This window comes from Rhodococcus koreensis, assembly GCF_017068375.1.
Lineage (GTDB): Bacteria > Actinomycetota > Actinomycetes > Mycobacteriales > Mycobacteriaceae > Rhodococcus_F > Rhodococcus_F koreensis.
Map to the genome: position 1 here is coordinate 7,217,097 of NZ_CP070609.1, position 18,240 is coordinate 7,235,336.

Below are 18,240 nucleotides of genomic sequence, written 5' to 3' on the forward strand. Positions count from 1 at the left end.
CAGGCTAGATCGTTGTACAGAGATACAGGGAATCGAACACCTGCGAAAGTGGAGGATCGTCCGTCATGAGTTCCGTCTACAGGCCACGGCGATCTGTTCTCGCCGTTCCGGGCAGCAGCCGCAAGATGATCGACAAGGCGAAGGGGCTGCCCGCCGACGAGATCTTCCTCGATCTCGAGGACGCGGTGGCACCGCTCGCCAAGCAGGAAGCCCGCGGCACCATCGGCGACGCGCTCGCCGAGGACGGGTGGGGTGAGCAGATCAAGGTGGTCCGGGTCAACGACTGGACCACCGAGTGGACGTACGCCGACGTCGTCGAGGTCGTGGGGCGGGCGGGTGCCCACCTCGACGCGATCCTGCTGCCGAAAGTGCCGGACGCCAGCCATGTTCAGGCCCTGGACCTGCTGCTGACCCAGGTGGAGAAGGCCAACGGGCTCGAGGTGGGCCGGATCGGCATCGAACCGCAGATCGAGAACGCGATCGGGCTCACCAACATCAACGCGATCGCGACGGCGAGCCCGCGCGTGCAGACACTGGTGTTCGGTCCCGCCGACTTCATGGCGAGCATCAACATGCGCACGCTGGTCGTCGGGGAGCAGCCGGACGGCTACGACCGCGGCGACGCCTACCACCACATTCTGATGACCATCCTGATGGCGGCCCGCGCGCACGGGGTCCAGGCCATCGACGGCCCCTACCTCCAGATCCGCGACGTGGAGGCGTTCCGGCGGTCGGCGCAGCGCACGGCCGCGCTCGGCTTCGACGGCAAGTGGGTGCTGCATCCCACCCAGATCGAGGCGGCGAACGACGTGTTCAGTCCCCGCCAGGACGATTACGACCGGGCCGAACTGATCCTGGACGCCTACGAGTTCCACACGTCCGCGGCGGGCGGCGGTCGCGGTGCCGTGATGCTCGGCGACGAGATGATCGACGAGGCGAGTCGCAAGATGGCGCTCGTGATCTCCGCCAAGGGGCGCGCCGCGGGTATGAAACGGACCACCGAGTTCGTGCGACCCGACGCGAACTAGTCTCGGCAGGCAGAATGGTTCTCACAGGACAGATCCTGCGGTAACCACACGAGGAGACCAGCTGACGATGACGAATCCACTCGGACAGTCCAATGGGGCGCGGCGTGGGGCTCTGCCGGAACCCCCCACGGGCTGGCCCATCGGTTCGTATCCCACCTACGCGGAGGCGCAGCGCGCCGTCGACTACCTCTCCGATCAGGAGTTCTCGGTGGAGGACGTCACCATCGTGGGGGTCAACCTCATGCAGGTGGAGCGGGTGCTGGGCCGCCTCACCTGGGCGAAAGTGATTGGCGGGGGCATCGTTTCGGGCGCGTGGCTCGGTGTGTTCTTCGGTCTGCTGCTGGGCATCGTCACGGGCGGTTTCCTGGCGCCGCTCGTCGTCGGCATCGTCGGCGGCATCATCTTCGGGCTGATCTCCACGACGATCCCGTACGCGGCGACGCGGGGCACCCGGGATTTCGCGTCGACCATGCAGCTGGTCGCCGGGCGGTACGACGTGCTGTGCGAGCCGAAGTCGGCGGAGACGGCCAGGGACATGCTGGCCAAGCTGGCGCTCTGATCGGCGAGACCACGTCGATCGGCGGGTTGCGGTCGGGTCACGGATTGCGTCCTATTCGCGACGTTCGCCGTGATTTCACCCGGTTCGCCGGTGATGTCGGATAGGTTTACGGCGCAATGCGTGGGCCCCGGCCCTCGCCGAAACCGTGACCTGTCGGTGGAGCGCGTGTTCCGGCAGGAACCAATGTGCGGGCCCGCGTGCCCAGCCGTACCGCGACTGGATCCGTGAGGGCCGCTCGAGGAGGCGGCTGTGCTGCATCGCACCAAGCCCGGACGCTCGCTGAAGTGGGGACTGATCGGTGCGGCCACCGTCCTCACCGTTCCCCTGCTGGCCGCGTGCGGGTCGTCCGAAGACGGCATCGTCCTCAGTTTCTACACCGCCGCCGACGGTGCCGAACAGTACGCGGAGGCCGCGGCCAACTGCACGGCCGCAGCGGGCGGCCGGTACACCATCGAGCAACGCACGCTGCCGAAGGGCGCGGACGATCAACGCCTCCAGCTGGCCCGCCGGCTCACCGGCAACGACACGTCACTCGACATCATGACGCTCGACGTGGTGTGGACCGCCGAGTTCGCCGAGGCGGGCTGGGCGCTGCCGCTCCCACCCGGCATCGCGGCCGAGGTCACCGAGGGCACGCTCGAAGGCCCGCTCGAATCGGCCAAGTGGCAGGACCAGCTGTACGCCGCACCGCTGAACACCAACACCCAGTTGCTCTGGTACCGCAAGGACCTCATGCCGGACGGGCAGCCGCCGCAGACGTGGGATCAGATGATCGACATCGCGGAGGGGCTCGCCGCGGAGGGCCGCCCCAGCTGGATCGGGTTGCAGGGCAAGCAGTACGAGGGCCTGATGGTGTGGTTCAACACCCTGCTCGCGAGTGCGGGCGGGTCCGTCGTCGCCGACGACGGGACCACCGTGACGGTCGCGGACGGTGACGCCGCCCTGCAGGCGCTCGAGGTCATGAAGCGGGTCGCCACCGCGAAGGGTGCCGACCCGTCGGTTTCCCAGGGCGACGAGGCGTCGTCCCGGCTCGGGATGGAGAGCGGAAAGGCCGCGTTCGAGGTCAATTGGCCGTTCGTGTTGCCGGGCATGATCGAGAACGCCGAGAAGGGCGACCTCCCGTTCATCGACGACAAGGGCAACCCGACGTCCGTGGACACCGGCAACACGGTGCTCACGGTCGACGGTCAGCAGAACTTCCTGCCTGCGCCGTACCCGTCGGTGATCCCCGGCCGGCCCGCCGAGGTGACGATCGGCGGATTCAACGTCGCGGTCGCGAAGACGAGCCAGCACCCGGACCTGGCGTTCGAGGCGGTGTCCTGCCTGCGGAACGAGGAGAACCAGCGCAACAACGCCGTCAACGGCGGTGTGCCGCCGACGCTGGCGAGCCTGTACGACGACCCGGCGTTCCAGGAGGCGTACCCCGCGTGGCGTGAGGTGCGGGAGAGCCTCGACACCGCGTCCGTCCGCCCGGTGTCTCCGGCGTACCAGAGCATTTCGACCCTGATCACCGCCACGTTGAATCCGGTCGGTGACATCGACCCGCCGCGGACCGTCGACGAACTCGCCGAACAGGTCCGCAAGGCGGTCAACTCGGAAGGGCTGATCCCGTGACGACCGAAACCGTGCAGGCGGACCGGGGCGAGGAGCCGAAAGTCGCCTCCAAGGGCCAGATCTCGGAGGGGAAGCGGGCCGAACGCCGGCTGGGGTTGTGGTTGGTGGCCCCCGCCGCGATCCTCATGATCGCGGTGACGGCCTATCCCGTCGTGTACGCGGTGTGGCTGAGCCTGCAGCGCTACGACCTCCGTTTCCCCGACGACCGCAAGTTCGTCGGACTCGCCAACTACGTGTCGGTGCTGACGGACGGGTACTGGTGGCAGGCGTTCTGGGTGACGGTGGGCATCACCGTCGTGTCGGTGGTGATCGAGTTCGTCCTGGGCCTGATCCTGGCGCTCGTGATGCACCGGACGCTGGTGGGGAAGGGCCTCGTCCGGACGGTGGTGCTGATTCCGTACGGCATCGTCACCGTCGCCGCCGCGTACAGCTGGTACTACGCGTGGACGCCGGGAACCGGGTATCTCGCGAACCTGCTGCCCGACGGCAGCGCCCCGTTGACGGAGCAGATCCCGTCGCTCGCGATCATCGTGCTCGCCGAGGTGTGGAAGACGACGCCGTTCATGGCGCTGCTGCTGCTCGCCGGGCTCGCCCTCGTTCCCGACGACCTCCTCAAGGCCGCGCAGGTCGACGGCGCCGGGGCGTGGACGCGGCTGGTGCGGATCATCCTGCCGCTGATGAAACCCGCGATCCTTGTGGCGCTGCTGTTCCGCACCCTCGACGCGTTCCGCATCTTCGACAACATCTACGTTCTCACCAAGGGCGCCAACGACACCGGGTCGCTGTCGATCCTCGGTTACGACAACCTGTTCAAGGCGTTCAACCTCGGTATCGGCTCGGCGATCAGCGTCCTCATCTTCCTGTGCGTCGCGCTGCTCGCGTTCGTGTTCATCAAGCTCTTCGGCGCGTCGGCTCCCGGGGCCGACACGGAAGGAAACCGATAACCATGGCCGTCGTCGACACTCCTCGCCGCAAGATCAGCTGGTCCGTGGTCAACCTGCTGGTCCTGTTGTACGCGCTGGTCCCGGTGCTGTGGATCGCCAGCCTGTCGTTCAAACCCGCGGGAACGATCAAGGACGGCAAGTTCATTCCGCAGAAGTGGACCCTCGACAACTACCGCGGCATCTTCGAGACCAACGCGTTCACCAGCGCGCTGATCAACTCCATCGGCATCGGGCTCATCTCCACGGTGATCGCCGTCGTCATCGGCACCATGGCCGCCTACGCCATTGCCCGCCTCGACTTCCCGGGAAAGAAACTGCTGGTCGGGGTGGCGCTGCTGATCGCGATGTTCCCGCAGATCTCCCTCGTGAGCCCGCTGTTCGACATCGAGCGCAGGCTCGGGCTGTTCGACACCTGGGCGGGCCTGATCCTGCCGTACATCACGTTCGCGCTTCCGCTGGCCATCTACACGCTGTCCGCCTTCTTCAAGGAGATCCCGTGGGAGCTGGAGAAGGCGGCCAAGATGGACGGCGCCACCCCGGCGCAGGCATTCCGGAAGGTGGTGGCACCACTGGCGGCGCCGGGCATCGTGACCGCCGCGATCCTGGTCTTCATCTTCTGCTGGAACGATCTGCTGTTCGCGATCTCGCTGACCTCGACGGAACGGTCCATCACCGCGCCTGCCGCGATCGCGAACTTCACCGGCGCCTCCCAGTTCGAGGAGCCGACGGGCTCGATCGCCGCGGCCGCGATGGTGATCACGATCCCGATCATCATCTTCGTGCTGTTCTTCCAACGACGCATCGTGGCCGGCCTGACCTCCGGCGCAGTGAAGGGATAATTTTGTGGCCGAAATCGTGCTCGACAAGGTGACGAAGCTGTACCCGGACGGCGCCAAGGCGGTGAGCGACGTCGACATCACGATCGCCGACGGCGAATTCATCATCCTGGTCGGGCCGTCCGGTTGCGGAAAGTCGACCACTCTCAACATGATCGCCGGGTTGGAGGACATCTCGTCCGGTGAGCTGCGGATCGCGGGGGAGCGGGTCAACGAGAAGGCGCCGAAGGACCGCGACATCGCCATGGTGTTCCAGTCGTACGCGCTGTACCCGCACATGACGGTGCGGCAGAACATCGCGTTCCCGCTCACCCTGGCGAAGATGTCGAAGTCGGACATCGCGGCGAAGGTGGACGACGCCGCCAAGATCCTCGACCTCACCCAGCACCTCGACCGCAAACCCGCCAATCTGTCGGGCGGTCAGCGGCAGCGGGTCGCGATGGGCCGGGCCATCGTCCGCAGCCCCAAGGCGTTTCTGATGGACGAGCCGCTGTCGAACCTCGACGCCAAACTCCGCGTCCAGATGCGCACCGAGATCGCCCGGCTGCAACAGCGACTCGGCACCACCACGGTCTACGTCACGCACGATCAGACCGAGGCGATGACGCTCGGCGACCGGGTGGTGGTGCTGCGCGGCGGCGTGGTTCAGCAGATCGGGGCGCCGCAGGATCTGTACGACCACCCGAACAACCTGTTCGTCGCGGGTTTCATCGGCTCGCCGTCGATGAACTTCTTCCCGGGACAGCTCACCGCCGACGGGGTGTCGACGCCGCTCGGCGAGTTCGGGCTGCCCCCGGAGACGCGCGACAAGATCGGGTCGTCGAACACGGCGAAGGACGTCGTCGTCGGGATCCGTCCCGAGCACTTCGAGGACGTGGCGCTCGTCGACGAGGGACAGCGGGCGGCCGGTGCCACGTTCACGGCCAACGTCGAGGTGCTCGAGTCGATGGGTTCGGACAAGTACGCCTATTTCACGGCCGAGGGTCCGCAGGTGACGTCCCGGGAACTCGAGGAACTCGCCGCCGACTCGGGTACCGCGGTCGCGGGCGGCGGGCAGCTGGTCGCCCGGTTGTCGACCGAATCGTCCGCGGCGCACGGCAGGCCGGTGGAACTGTGGTTCGACCGGGCGAAGATCGCCCTGTTCGATCAGGACTCGGGGGCGAACCTCACCCTCTGACCGGGGCGTGGCGCTCACCCGAACCGCGGGTGTTCGCCCCGCCGAGGCCGCCGACCGTGCCCCACTCGGCGGCGAGGGCGGTCGCGTGCACCTCGTCCTCCTCCTCATCGGACGGGGTGCGGGTGGTGCGGGTGATCCCGAAGAACGGCAGCAGTCCGGCGAGGGCGGCGGCGGTCGCACCGACGACGAACGCGATCACGTACGCCGATTCGGTCGGGACGTCGGTCCCGGGGAGGGTGATCCCGGCGAGCAGGGTCGCGAGCAGCGCGCTGGCGACCGAGCTGCCCACGGACCGGGCGATCGAGTTGATGCTGTTCGCGACGCCGGTCTCGTCCTGCCGGACCTCGGCCACGAGCAGCGACGGCAGCGACGCGTAGGCGAGGCTGATGTACGTGTTGATCAGCACGATCGCCGCAATGACTTCCCACGTGCGGTCGTGGGCGAAGACGAACACGACGAAACCGCTCACCCCGACGACGCTCGCGGCGATCAGGACGGCGCGGGAACCGAAGCGGTGGATCAGTCTTCCGCTCAGGATCGACGCGAGGACGCCGCTGATCGCGCCCGGCAGCAGATATACGGTGCTGGCCTCGAGGACGGTGGCCCCGAAGCCGTACCCGGCGACCGCGCGCGGCGTCTGGACGAAGTACGAGCTGCCCAGGAACATCACGAACATCGACATGCCCACCACCAGGGCGGACAGATGGGTGACCAGAACGGGTGGGTTGGTCAGCAGCCGAGGCGCGACGAGTGGATCGGTGATCCGGCGTTCGAAGAGGAACCAGCCGATCAGAACCAGGATCCCGGCGACTCCGCTGGCGATTGTGACGGGCGACGTCCAGCCCCAGGTGCCGCCCTCGGCGAGCGGGAGCAGGACGAGGACCAGGCCGGCGGCGAGACCGACAGCGCCGACCCAGTCGATGGAACCCGTGCCTGCGCGGGGGCGGCGGGGGATGGCGATCCAGGCGAGGACGAGTCCCGCCGCGGTGATGGCCGAGGACAGCCAGAAGACGCGGTGGAAGTCGGCGCCGTCGGAGACCAGCACACCGGTGAGGACGATGCCGAAACATCCGCCGAAACCGAGAGTGCCGGAGAAGATCCCCATCGCCCCGGTCAGCCTCTCGGCCGGAAGTTCGTCGCGCAGCACCGCGATGCCGATGGGGAACAGCGCGAACGACACACCCTGGAGCACACGGGCGAAGATCAGCACCCCCACGGACGTCGACACCGCACCGATCAGGGAGCCGAGCAGCACGACCATGAGCACCCCGAGCAGGACGGGTCGTTTGCCGCGGAGGTCGGCGAGGCGGCCGAGGACGGGTGTCGCGGTGGCGGCTGCGAGGAGGTTCGCGGTGAGGAGCCAGCCGACGGCGGTGGGGCCGACGTCGAGTTGCGCGCCGATGGTCCCGACGATCGGTACCACCAGTGTCTGCAGAACGGCGACAATCATCACGACGAAGCACATGACGGGCAGGAGAGCCCTGGCGGCGGTTGTCGGTCCGGCGGCCATGGGGGTCCTCCTGCAGGGGTCGGTGAACGGGCGTACACCAATACGGTACTGGGGCTAACTAACGAAGGGGTGCACGGTGGGGTCTGAACGCATGTCGAATCGAGCGCTGGGCCGGGCGACGCTGGCCAGGCAATCGCTGCTGAGCCGTTCGGAACTGTCCCCGCTCGACATGATCGAGCACCTCTGCGGACTGCAGGCGCAGGCGCCGGCCTCGCCGTACTTCGCGCTGTGGGCGCGGCTCAGGCGGTTTCGCGCCGAGTCGCTGTCGGATCTCGTCGAGAACCGCGCGGTGGTGCGGATCGTCGCGATGCGCGGGACGGTGTTCGCGTTGTCCGCGCCCGACGCCCTCTCGTTCCGTCCGCTGGCGCAACCGCTGCTCGACCGGGACCTCCACACGAACACGCAGCACCGGTCGAGTCTCGACGGAATCGACCTCGACGCGCTCGCGGCCGCGGGACGCGAACTGGTGCGCGAGAAACCCCGCACCCAGTCGCAGATGCGGTCGCTGCTCGAGCAGCGGTTCCCCGGGCGTGACGGTGCCGCGCTCGCCCACGGGGTGCGGGGACTGGTCCCGATGGTCCAGGTGCCGCCGCGCGGGCTGTGGGGCAGGTCGGGGCAGCCGGCGCTGGCGACGCTGGAGTCGTGGGTGGGCCGCCCGCTCTCCGCCGCGCCGTCCATCGACACGATGCTCCTTCGCTACCTCGCCGCGTTCGGCCCGGCGAGCGCGCGGGACGCCCAGGCCTGGTCGGGGCTGACCCGGCTCGGCGAGGTCCTGGACCGGCTGCGGCCCGGGCTCCGGGTGTTCGCGGGGGAGTCGGGGCCGGAACTGTTCGACCTTCCCGACGCGCCCCGGCCGGACCCGAACACCCCTGCGCCTGTCCGCATCCTCGCGCCGTTCGACAACGTGTTGCTCTCGCACGCGGACCGCGGGCGCCTCGTCGACGACGACGTGCGGAAGAAGATCTTCACGCAGAACGGCATCGTCAAACCGGCCGTGCTCGTGAACGGCAGGGTCGCGGCGTTCACCACGACGGTGGTCGAGAAGTCCCGTGCGGTACTCGACGTGGAGCCGCTGGCGACGATCGCGAAGACGCACCGCACCGCGATCGAGGCGGAGGGCAGGCGACTGCTGAAGTTCGCTCACCCCGAGGCGACCGAACGCGCCGTGCGGTTCACCGGATTAATCAGAGGAAGCGTGGCCCTTGGGGGCCGGGAGGAAGCTGAGTCTGTATTGCGCGATCGCGCGTAGCGGGGTCGCTTTCTTTCGTGGGTTCTGGTCATTTTTGGTTGGTGATGTACTCGGCGACGATGGCGAGTGGGGCTCCGCCGGCGGGGGCGGCGAAGTAGGACGGTGACCAGAAGTGATTGCCCCACAGGTATTTCTGGATGTGGTCGGGGAACTCTTGGCGCAGGTATCGAGCGGAGACGCCCTTGAGGCTGTTGACCAGGGTGGAGAGTTGCACGGTAGGTGGGTAGTGGATCAGTAGGTGGACGTGGTCGGTTTCTCCGGTGAACTCGGTCAACGTTGCGCCGAACTTGTCACACACCTCTGCCATGATTGCCCGCATCGGGTCAGCATCGGGTCGGTGAACGCACCGCGACGATCAGGGAAAGGCGCAGGGTGTGAAGCGGATCGTTGTCGTGAAGCTGGCTCCCACCCCGGAGCAGTATGTGGCGCTGAAATCGACACTGGAGTTGTGCAATGCGGGGGCGAACATGGTTGCGCAGCTCGCGCACACCGCCGCTGATCGGCGCCCGTTCGCGCTGCAAAAAGCGGGTCTATGCCCAGCTCAAGGCGTGCGGGTTGTCGGCGCAACCGGCGATCCGGGTCATCAAGAAAGTCGCGGATGCGTACGCGACCCGGACAGCGAACCTGCGTAACGGGAATTACGGCACGCCGGGATCGACACGGTATGCGAAGGTGGCGGGTAAGGCGATCGTGTTCCGTCAGGACGCGGGCCAACCGTTCGACGATCGGTGCTTGTCGTGGCAGATCGATCGATCGACGGTGTCGATCTGGACGAGCGCGGGCCGGATGCGCAACGTCGGATTCGTGTGCGCGCCGTGGCAGCTGACAATGCTCGCCGACCGCACAGGCGAGTCGGATCTGATTTTCCGGGACGGATGTTTCTACCTGCATGCAACCGTCGACACCGACGCACCGCAGCAGCTGGTCCCCGCCGACGACCCCACCGGGTGGCTGGGTGTGGACTTGGGGATCGTGAACCTGGCTGTGACCACCGCAGACGACCCGGCCGAACTCGACGTCCGGTGGTCCGGTGGTGCGGTCACCGCCCGCCGGAAAAAGAACGGAACCATCCGGTCCGCGCTGCAGAAGGTGGGGACCAGGTCCGCGAAGCGGAAACTGAAGAAACGGCGGAGGAAGGAGACTCGGTACGCCACCGACATCAATCATCAACTCTCGAAAACGATTGTTGCCCAGGCGCAACGCACCGGTCAAGGAATCGCGGTAGAAGACCTGTCGGGAATCCGGGACCGGGTACGGCTCGCACGCAGACAACGGCAACAATTGCACTCCTGGGCATACGCGCAACTGCGCGACCAGATCACCTATAAGGCGCACGCCGCAGGAGTGCCGGTGCAGGTGATCAACCCTCGCAATACCAGTAAGACGTGCCACCTCTGCGGGCACTGCGACACCGCGAACAGGCACAGTCAAGCACTGTTCCGGTGCCGCGGCTGCGGATGGACCGGTCACGCGGACCATAACGCCGCCGTCAACATTGCCGCACTCGGGCACGACAACTACCGGGCCGCCCAATCAACCGTGCCTAAAGCAGCCACCCCTCTGACAGCCAGTGAGAACGTGAGCAGCAAACCCGCGTCCTTCAGGACCGGGTAGTTGATGAGCTAGCCGGTTTGTGCCTCCGCGGTGCGAGGTGGCTGAGCTCGGCGATGATCTCGTCGTTCCAGACATGCCGGCGCACGAGGCGGTACCGCTCGCGTGCCACCCACAGGTAGGCCTCGGCGTCGGTGTGGTCGGGCAGCATCCCGGCCGCCCGCAGCATCCGCACCACCGGCAGGTACTCCTCACCGAACCAGCGCCGGGCCACGGTCTCACGGCTGAGGAATTCGCCCATCTCCTGCATGAGCCGGAACCCCCAGGCCTCGACGCTCTGGCTGATCTCGGCGTACTCCCACGGATCGGTGACGACCACGGCCGCCCGCTGTGGCCCGCTCAACGGCACCCGCGTGAGGAACAGCCGGCGGTGGTCCTTGATGACCAGGTCGCCGCGCTGCGCGATTCCGTCCGGGGAGATCTTCGTCTGGATCTCGGTGACGTAGGCGTCGATCGTGCTCCAATGCATCGCGTACGCGATGGAGACGCGGTGGTGGCCGTCGCTGACGAAGTGCATCGACCCGATCCGGTACACCTGGATCGGTGGCACCGATTCGCCCCGGCGCTGCGCGGCCGCCAGCCGCTGCCAGCGCTCGCGCACCCGGGTGGACGTGGGCCGGAAGAACCGGTCGAAGTCGCGCGTGCGGTCGACGCTGCCGACGATGGAGTTGACGGGGATCACCTGCAGGCCGAGCGACCGTTCCCCGACCCGGCCGACGGCCGCGACCACCTCGTCGAACGGCAGGATCTCGTTGACGTCGTCCGGTTCGCGGCGCAGCCAGCTGACCAGGCGCGACAATTCGGCGCGACGACGCTGGCGGGTGAAGTCGTTCTCGGCGTCGGCGGCGGGGAACCCGGTGTCACGTGCCATGCCGGCGCCTGACGATGCTCGGTTCGGCGCCCGGCGACAACTCCATCAGGGTGAATCCCACCGTGTTGATGACCGTCGTCGCGCCGAGCGTGCGGTCCTCGGCCGCCCGGCCGTACGGGTGGACGTGCCCGTGGATCATGACGCGCGCCTGCAACCTGCCCGCCAGGTTCTCGAAGCATTCGAAACCCCGGTGCGGCGGATCCTCCTGGTCGCCGACTCCCCGCGGTGGGCTGTGCGTGAGCAGCACGTCGACGCCGGACACCCCAGAGCGGCGCGCGTGCCACGCGCTCGTCAGCGCCAGGTTGCGCGCCCGCCGCCGCTGCTGCCGCTCGGTCCACTGATTGGGGCCGTCGTTGTAGCGGATGGATCCGCCGAGGCCGGCGATGCGCAGGCCCGCGATCCGCACGATCCGGCCGTCCGCGTTGACCGCACCGCACGGGCCCGGCCACGCCGAGGGCAGTCCCGCCCGCATCCACCCGACCCGTCCCGCGGAATAGCCGGACAGGTCGGCGTCGTGGTTGCCCGGCACGAAGACACACGGCGCGTCGAGGGCGTCGATCAGGTATTCCAGATAGTCGAACGGGAGGTCGCCCGCACCGAGGATCAGGTCGACGTCCATGGCGCGCACCTGCGAACTCCACAGCGACTCGATCGTCTCGTCGGACACTGCGAGTACCGAGACCATGCTCCGACGCTACCGGCTCGAGAGGCCGGAGGACGGGTGAGCGGGTTCGGTGGTTTGATGGCGGGGTGACTGACAGCGTTGTGGCCTCCGTTCGCGCGCACCTGCTGGGGCAGATCGGGGGACCGGAGCCGACTGCGGCATCGGTGACGTTCCTGGGCGTCGAACCGCTGGACGTGCTGCGGTTCGCACCCGACGCCGAGGATCTGGTCCGCTACGTGACCCTGGGATGCTCCCGGCACCCGATGAGTGACCCCGGCGAACTGGTGGCCGACGCTCTCCGCGGCCCCCGCGCCGAACTGATCCTCACCCTGCGCGGCGGCGCCGGGGTGGCGTCGGGAGTCGCGCGCACCCTGGCGGTGCTGGCGGCGGCGCCGTCGGTGGAAGGTGTCGTTCTCGTGGAGGACGCGCTGCTCGACCTGGGAGAGCCGCTGTGGAAGGACGCGCCGTTCACCGCCGTGCTGCTCGGTGAGTCGACGATCCCCGACCTGCCGCTGCCCGAACCCGCGGAGGCCGTGCGGTTCCTCGCGGTCGTTCCGCTCACCGGCACCGAGGCGGCGTGGGTCCGGTTGCGCGGCGCCGGCGCCCTGCGTGAGGCGTGGGCGGAGGCGGGCATCGACGTGCGCGATCCGCACCGCGGCGCCGCGTCGCTCTAGAGCCAGTTGTTCCGGCGGAACGTGACGAACAGGCCCACCGCCACCGACGCGATCACGAACACCACGCCGTGATAGCCGTACTGCCAGTGGAGTTCGGGCATGTTGTCGAAGTTCATGCCGTAGATGCCCGCGATCATCGTCGGCACGGCCGCGATCGCCACCCACGCCGAGATCTTGCGCATGTCGGTGTTCTGCTGCACGGCGACCTTCGCCAGGGCGGCATCGACGAGTGAGCTGAGCACCTCGTCGTATTCGGCGATCCGCTCGGCGACGGTGGTGTGGTGGTCGAGGACGTCGCGGAAGTAGCGGCGGATCTCCTTCGGCACCGGATTGCCCGGTGACCGCGTCAGCCGGAGCAACGGATTCGACAGCGGGTTCACCGACTTGCGGAGTTCGACGATCTCACGCTTGAGCAGGTAGATGTGTTCGACCGCAACGCTGCTGCGCGGACTGAACACCGCCTCCTCCATGCTGTCGACGTCTTCCTCGATGGCCTGGGTGACCTCGAGGTACGTGTCCACCACGTGGTCCGCGACCGCGTGCAGCACCGCGTACGGGCCGAGGGCGAGCCGCTCCCCGTTCGCCTCCAGCGCGTGCCGGACGTTCGACAGCGGGGAATGGTCACCGTGCCGCACGGTGATGACGAAGTCGGCTCCTACGAAGACCATGATCTCGCCGGTCTCGACGATCTCACTGGCAGTGGCCACCGACTCGTGCGGCACATAGTTGACCGTCCGCAGCACCAGGAACAGCACGTCGTCGTAGCGTTCGAGCTTCGGCCGCTGGTGGGCGTGGACGGCGTCCTCGACCATCAGCTCGTGCAGCCCGAACGTCTCGGACACGCTCTCCATCTGGCCCTCGTCGGGAGCGAGCAGCCCGAGCCACACGAACCCCTGACCCCGCTTGCGAACCTCGGCCATCGCAGCCTGGTGGGTGTACTTGCCGGGAAGCCTCGTGCCGTCGACGTACACCCCGCAGTCCACGATGGCCCGCGCGGTCGGGATGCGGATCCTGGAACCCGGGTCCTTCTCGCCGTCGCGCTGATCCTTGTCGCTGCCGCGCCGGGGGAGCGAGGGCACAGACGGCACGGGGCCCTCCTTCACCGTCGAGTCGGAAACGCTGCCGGTGAATCGTACGTCAGCACCGGGTCCGGGCCGGGCGGCGTCGCACGACACGCCAGGCTTCCGGGCCGCACGCTCGGACCCCGTGCGGCGACACCTGACAGACTGGTCTGGTGCTCATCGATCTCCACACCCATTCGACGGCCTCCGACGGAACCGACAGTCCGGCGGACCTGGTGCGCGCCGCGGGGGCGGCGGGACTCGACATCGTGGCGATCACCGATCACGACACGACCGCGGGGTGGGCCGAAGCGGTCGCGGCGCTGCCTGCGGGGCTCGGGCTGGTGCGGGGCATGGAGATGTCCTGCGAGGGGCGGGGTGAGGACGGACGCCCGGTCGCCGTGCACCTCCTCGCCTACCTGTTCGATCCCGCGCACGCGGCGTTCGCGCGGGAACGGGAACGCCTGCGGAACGAGCGGATCGTCCGGATCCGCGCCATGGCCGAGCTGATGATGGAGGACGGTCTCCCCATCGACGCCGACGAGGTGCTCGCGGAAGCGGGACCGGCGGCCGGGCGCCCGCACCTGGCGAGGGCTCTGATGCGTGCCGGCGTGGTCGGCAGCGTCGGTGAGGCGTTCGTGGACCTGCTGGCCCCGCGGGGCCGGTACTTCGTCGACAAATCGGACACCCCGCTCGACGAGGCCGTGCAACTGGTGGCGGAGGCCGGGGGAGTGAGCGTCCTCGCCCACGGGAGGGCCCGCACGAGGGGGCGGCTGCTGTCGCTCGATCACGTCCGTGACCTGGCGGGTGCCGGTCTGCACGGGGTCGAGGTGCATCACCCCGACCATTCGCCGGAAGACGCGCGGGTGCTGCAGGCCCTCGCCGACGAGCTCGGTCTGGTCGTCACCGGCTCCTCCGACTACCACGGGACGAACAAACCGATCCGGCTCGGCGAGTTCGCAACGGACGCCGACGAGTTCGACACCCTCGTGTCGAAAGCATCCGGGGTGCAGGTGGTCTCGGCATGAACACGCACGAGTCCGAGCGATACGACCCGTACGCTCCCGCCGTCCCGAGGACGGTGGTGGCCACCGAACCGCGACGCAACCCGCTTCCGGTCCGCGCGCTGCGCGCCTTCAGCGGCGCAGTCGCCGCCGGTGTGGTGATCCTCTGCCTCGTCGTGATCGGCTCCGCCTACGTCGGCGGGGGCCGGGGCTTCCCGGGCCCCGGGGCGGTCTCGATCACCGCGCACGTGGTCGCGTCCGTGTTCGTGATCGTCGCGCAGCGGATTGCGGACCGCCGCGACGGGTTCGCCGCCGTGGTCGCGTCCGTGGCCGTCCTCGCCGCGGCGGCACTTCTGCTGGCCACCCAGTGGTGGGGTTGAGGAACGCTCGGCCCGATATCTGAAACCGGCCCTCACAGTGACCCGCCGGTAACTTATTCTCACAGGTAGAGGCCCGAAAACGTGAGACATCTGACTGTCGTGGCAATTTGATTGTGCATCGATATTCGTGCCAGACTTAGCACCACTCCGACGTCGGCGCCACCGCCCTTCGGCGGGGGTTTTTATGGCAGCGTTGCCAGGGGCTCACCCGCCCAGTGCCATGACGCTTCGGACGTTCTGCGGCCATCGTGATCGCGCACCCCGGAAGCTTCACCCCAGTTGTCGTTCGTGGAGTAACTGTGAGGATCAGCGCCGATCCCTACGGTTACTTCTCAGTAACCCGGCCCCGAGTGAGCCTGGACTTATCAGGAGTGTCATCGTGTCCATCGTGTCCGAACCCACCACACCGCAGAAGGTCGAACTGACCGACGAGGAGATCTTCGCCGGCCATCTCGGCGGCAAGCTCTCGGTCGAGACCACCGCTCCCCTCGACTCCCAGCGCGCCCTGTCCATCGCTTACACGCCCGGTGTCGCGCAGGTCTCCCGCGCCATCCACGCCGACGAGACCCTCGCCGACCGCTACACCTGGACCAACCGCCTCGTGGTCGTCGTCTCCGACGGCTCCGCGGTCCTCGGCCTCGGGGACATCGGCCCCCGTGCCTCCCTTCCGGTGATGGAAGGCAAGTCGGCCCTGTTCAAGAACTTCGCGGGCCTGAACTCGATCCCGCTGGTCCTCGACACCAAGGACCCGGACGAGATCGTCGAGACCCTGATCCGGCTGCGCCCGAGCTTCGGTGCCGTCAACCTCGAGGACATCTCCGCGCCCCGCTGCTTCGAGATCGAACAGCGCGTCATCGAGGCCCTGGACTGCCCGGTCATGCACGACGACCAGCACGGCACCGCCATCGTCGTCCTCGCCGCGCTGAAGGGCGCGGTCAAGGTCCAGGACCGGGACATCCGCGGGTTGCGGGTCGTCATCTCCGGTGCCGGCGCCGCCGGCGTCGCCTGCGCGAACATCCTGCTCGCCGCCGGCATCGCGGACGTGACGGTGCTGGACTCGAAGGGCATCGTCTCGGCCGACCGCACCGACCTCAACGAGATCAAGGTCGACCTGGCCGCCCGCACCAACCCGGCCGCCCGCCGCGGCGGCGTCGTCGAAGCCCTCGACGGCGCGGACGTGTTCCTCGGTGTCTCCGCGGGCACCGTCCCGGAGGAGCTGATCGCGACCATGGCGGAGAACTCCATCGTGTTCGCGCTGTCGAACCCGGACCCGGAGATCCACCCCGACGTCGCCCGCAAGCACGCGGCGATCGTCGCGACCGGTCGCAGTGATTTCCCGAACCAGATCAACAATGTGCTCGCCTTCCCCGGTGTGTTCAAGGGCGCGCTCGACGCCGGCGCCCGCCGCATCACCGAAGGCATGAAACTCGCCGCCGCCGAGGCAATCCTCTCGGTCGTCGGTGACGAGCTGGCTGTAGACAAGATCGTTCCCAGCCCGCTCGATCCTCGCGTCGCCCCCGCTGTCGCGGAGGCAGTCGCCGCCGCTGCTCGCGCAGAAGGCGTCACCGGCTAGCGAGAATCCGTCGAGCACCCCGATCCGGAACCCGCACCCACGGTTCCGGTGTCGGGGTGTTTGCCGTTGTGGGAGAACTCGTTACGACGCGCGCTCGGCGATCTGTTCGGCGCTCGGATTCCGTCGCAGGCGGCCGGTTCCCGGAACGGACGCCCACACCGCCAGCGCGAGCAACCCGTCCACGACGAGAGCCAGAATCGTCACCAGCAGCGCGCCGACGAGCACCCGGTCGTACTGGCGCAGGGCCAGTCCGTCGAAGATGTAGCGGCCCAGGCCGCCGAGGTTGACGTACGCGGCCACCGTTGCGGTCGCGATGATCTGCAGGGTGGCGTTGCGCAGCCCGCCGAGCATGAGCGGCAGCGCATTCGGGGCCTCGACCCTCGTGAGGACCTGCCATTCGGTCATCCCCATCGCGCGGGCGGCGTCCACGACCGTCCGGTCGACATTCGCGACACCCGCATACGTGCCCGCGAGGACCGGCGGGATCCCGAGGATCACCAGGGCCAGGATCGGTGGGATCAGACCCAGCCCGAGCAGGAGCACCAGGAACGTCAGCAGGCCCAGCGTCGGCAGCGACCGAAGTGCGTTGACGAGACCGACCACAACCACGTCACCCTTGCGCAGATGTCCGATGATCAGACCGATCGGCACCGCCACCACCGCGGACAGTGTGACCGCCAGAAAGCTGTACCAGAGGTGTTCGAGGATGCGGGCGCCGATTCCGGTGCTGCCCGACCAGTTACCCGGGTCGACGATGTACTCCCACGCGCCGCCGAAGATGTTCACGAAGCCTCCTCCGGCGCGGGGGCCGTCGACTGTCCCGCGACCAGCGGTGCGCGCCGGACCCTCTGCTGCCGGGTCCACGGTGTCAGTGCCCGGCCGACGAGGAACAGCAGCAGGTCGAACGCGAGGGCCAGCACGACGATCGAGATGATCCCCGCCAGGATCTGATCGGGGTAGTCCCGCTGGTAGCCCTGCGTGAACAGGGTGCCGAGGCCGCCGATCCCGATCAGCGAACCCACCGACACCAGCGAGATGTTGGTCACCGCCACCACTCGGACGTTCGCAATGAGAACGGGCAGTGCGAGCGGCAATTCGACGGTCAGCGCCCGGCGGAGGCGCGTGAAACCCATCGCGGTGGCGGAGTCGACGACGTCCGCGGGAACGGAGTCGAGAGCCTCGGGAACGGCGCGGATGAGCAGTGCCGTGGAGTAGATCGTCAGCGCGATCACCACATTGAGCGGGTCCAGGATCTGCAGTCCGAAGACGGAGGGGATCGTCACGAACAGTGCCAGCGACGGGATCGTGAACGCGATGCCCGCCACGATCAGCGTGATCTTTCGCAGCCAGGAAGCACCCCGGATCGCCGTGCCCACCGGAACCGCGATGAGCAACCCGATCAGCAGCGGAACCAGTGCGAGATAGAGATGGGTCTTCGTCAGGTCGACGACGACCGAGAAGTTGTCGATGAGCCAGCGCACGCGA

The 18,240-nt window shown here is 68.0% G+C and carries 17 protein-coding genes and 2 pseudogenes; 12 read left to right on the forward strand and 7 right to left on the reverse strand.

Annotated features, from left to right (window positions below; all coding sequences use genetic code 11):
- Positions 1–65: 65 nt before the first annotated feature.
- From JWS14_RS32680 to JWS14_RS32705, 6 genes are all read left to right on the forward strand, one after another.
- Positions 66–1,028 (forward strand): HpcH/HpaI aldolase/citrate lyase family protein, encoded by a 963-nt coding sequence (locus JWS14_RS32680; protein WP_072949602.1) that lies wholly within the window; start codon positions 66–68, stop codon positions 1,026–1,028.
- Positions 1,029–1,095: 67 nt separating this feature from the next.
- Complete coding sequence (locus JWS14_RS32685) at positions 1,096–1,587, forward strand: general stress protein (protein WP_015889781.1); 492 nt, start codon at positions 1,096–1,098, stop codon at positions 1,585–1,587.
- Between the two features lie 249 nt (positions 1,588–1,836).
- A complete protein-coding gene (locus JWS14_RS32690) occupies positions 1,837–3,201 on the forward strand; it encodes an ABC transporter substrate-binding protein (RefSeq protein WP_206015131.1) in 1,365 nt (454 codons plus the stop codon).
- A complete protein-coding gene (locus JWS14_RS32695) occupies positions 3,198–4,145 on the forward strand; it encodes a carbohydrate ABC transporter permease (protein WP_275957898.1) in 948 nt (315 codons plus the stop codon). The genes JWS14_RS32690 and JWS14_RS32695 overlap by 4 nt, the downstream gene beginning before the upstream one ends.
- Positions 4,146–4,147: 2 nt before the next feature.
- On the forward strand, positions 4,148–4,984 hold the full coding sequence (locus tag JWS14_RS32700) for a carbohydrate ABC transporter permease (RefSeq protein ID WP_072949597.1): 837 nt from the start codon (positions 4,148–4,150) through the stop codon (positions 4,982–4,984).
- Positions 4,985–4,988: 4 nt separating this feature from the next.
- Positions 4,989–6,158, forward strand: coding sequence for an ABC transporter ATP-binding protein (locus JWS14_RS32705; RefSeq protein ID WP_072949595.1), 1,170 nt, complete (start codon positions 4,989–4,991; stop codon positions 6,156–6,158).
- Here JWS14_RS32705 and JWS14_RS32710 read toward each other — a convergent pair.
- Positions 6,148–7,668 (reverse strand): MFS transporter, encoded by a 1,521-nt coding sequence (locus tag JWS14_RS32710; protein WP_095860989.1) that lies wholly within the window; start codon positions 7,666–7,668, stop codon positions 6,148–6,150. The two genes, JWS14_RS32705 and JWS14_RS32710, sit on opposite strands and share 11 nt — an antisense overlap.
- A gap of 91 nt (positions 7,669–7,759) precedes the next feature.
- Here JWS14_RS32710 and JWS14_RS32715 point away from each other — a divergent pair, with 91 nt between their 5' ends.
- Positions 7,760–8,917 (forward strand): winged helix DNA-binding domain-containing protein, encoded by a 1,158-nt coding sequence (locus tag JWS14_RS32715; RefSeq protein WP_241031532.1) that lies wholly within the window; start codon positions 7,760–7,762, stop codon positions 8,915–8,917.
- Between the two features lie 28 nt (positions 8,918–8,945).
- Here JWS14_RS32715 and tnpA read toward each other — a convergent pair.
- Positions 8,946–9,271 (reverse strand): annotated as a pseudogene (tnpA, locus tag JWS14_RS32720) (IS200/IS605 family transposase); the annotation flags it as partial.
- A 20-nt stretch (positions 9,272–9,291) separates the two neighbouring features.
- Here tnpA and JWS14_RS32725 point away from each other — a divergent pair.
- Positions 9,292–10,531 (forward strand): annotated as a pseudogene (locus JWS14_RS32725) (RNA-guided endonuclease InsQ/TnpB family protein).
- On the opposite strand, the gene JWS14_RS32730 reads toward JWS14_RS32725, so the two are convergent.
- Both JWS14_RS32730 and JWS14_RS32735 read right to left on the reverse strand, forming a co-directional pair.
- Positions 10,518–11,399 (reverse strand): chromosome partitioning protein ParB, encoded by an 882-nt coding sequence (locus JWS14_RS32730; RefSeq protein WP_072948291.1) that lies wholly within the window; start codon positions 11,397–11,399, stop codon positions 10,518–10,520. The pseudogene JWS14_RS32725 and the gene JWS14_RS32730 sit on opposite strands and share 14 nt — an antisense overlap.
- The gene (locus JWS14_RS32735; protein ID WP_015889788.1) at positions 11,389–12,084 is read right to left on the reverse strand and encodes a metallophosphoesterase family protein; all 696 of its coding nucleotides are present in this window, start codon (positions 12,082–12,084) and stop codon (positions 11,389–11,391) included. The genes JWS14_RS32730 and JWS14_RS32735 overlap by 11 nt, the downstream gene beginning before the upstream one ends.
- Before the next feature lie 65 nt (positions 12,085–12,149).
- Here JWS14_RS32735 and JWS14_RS32740 point away from each other — a divergent pair, with 65 nt between their 5' ends.
- A complete protein-coding gene (locus JWS14_RS32740; protein WP_206015132.1) occupies positions 12,150–12,737 on the forward strand; it encodes a suppressor of fused domain protein in 588 nt (195 codons plus the stop codon).
- Here the strand turns inward: JWS14_RS32740 and corA are convergent.
- A complete protein-coding gene (gene corA, locus JWS14_RS32745; protein WP_072948399.1) occupies positions 12,734–13,825 on the reverse strand; it encodes a magnesium/cobalt transporter CorA in 1,092 nt (363 codons plus the stop codon). The genes JWS14_RS32740 and corA overlap by 4 nt on opposite strands.
- 146 nt (positions 13,826–13,971) lie before the next feature.
- Here corA and JWS14_RS32750 point away from each other — a divergent pair, with 146 nt between their 5' ends.
- The 3 genes from JWS14_RS32750 to JWS14_RS32760 all read left to right on the forward strand — a co-directional run bounded on the left by JWS14_RS32750 (position 13,972) and on the right by JWS14_RS32760 (position 16,755).
- A complete protein-coding gene (locus tag JWS14_RS32750; RefSeq protein WP_206015133.1) occupies positions 13,972–14,826 on the forward strand; it encodes a PHP domain-containing protein in 855 nt (284 codons plus the stop codon).
- Positions 14,823–15,182 carry a hypothetical protein gene (locus JWS14_RS32755; RefSeq protein WP_206015134.1) on the forward strand — a complete coding sequence of 120 codons (360 nt, stop codon included), beginning with the start codon at positions 14,823–14,825 and terminating at the stop codon, positions 15,180–15,182. The genes JWS14_RS32750 and JWS14_RS32755 overlap by 4 nt, the downstream gene beginning before the upstream one ends.
- A gap of 379 nt (positions 15,183–15,561) precedes the next feature.
- Positions 15,562–16,755, forward strand: a complete 1,194-nt coding sequence (locus JWS14_RS32760; protein WP_206015135.1) for an NAD(P)-dependent malic enzyme — start codon at positions 15,562–15,564, stop codon at positions 16,753–16,755.
- Between the two features lie 81 nt (positions 16,756–16,836).
- Here the strand turns inward: JWS14_RS32760 and JWS14_RS32765 are convergent, their stop codons facing one another.
- Both JWS14_RS32765 and JWS14_RS32770 read right to left on the reverse strand, forming a co-directional pair.
- Entirely contained in the window at positions 16,837–17,541 is a 705-nt protein-coding gene (locus JWS14_RS32765) for an ABC transporter permease (protein ID WP_072948302.1), read from the reverse strand.
- On the reverse strand, positions 17,538–18,236 hold the full coding sequence (locus JWS14_RS32770; RefSeq protein ID WP_072948304.1) for an ABC transporter permease: 699 nt from the start codon (positions 18,234–18,236) through the stop codon (positions 17,538–17,540). The genes JWS14_RS32765 and JWS14_RS32770 overlap by 4 nt, the downstream gene beginning before the upstream one ends.
- Between the last annotated feature and the right edge of the window lie 4 nt (positions 18,237–18,240).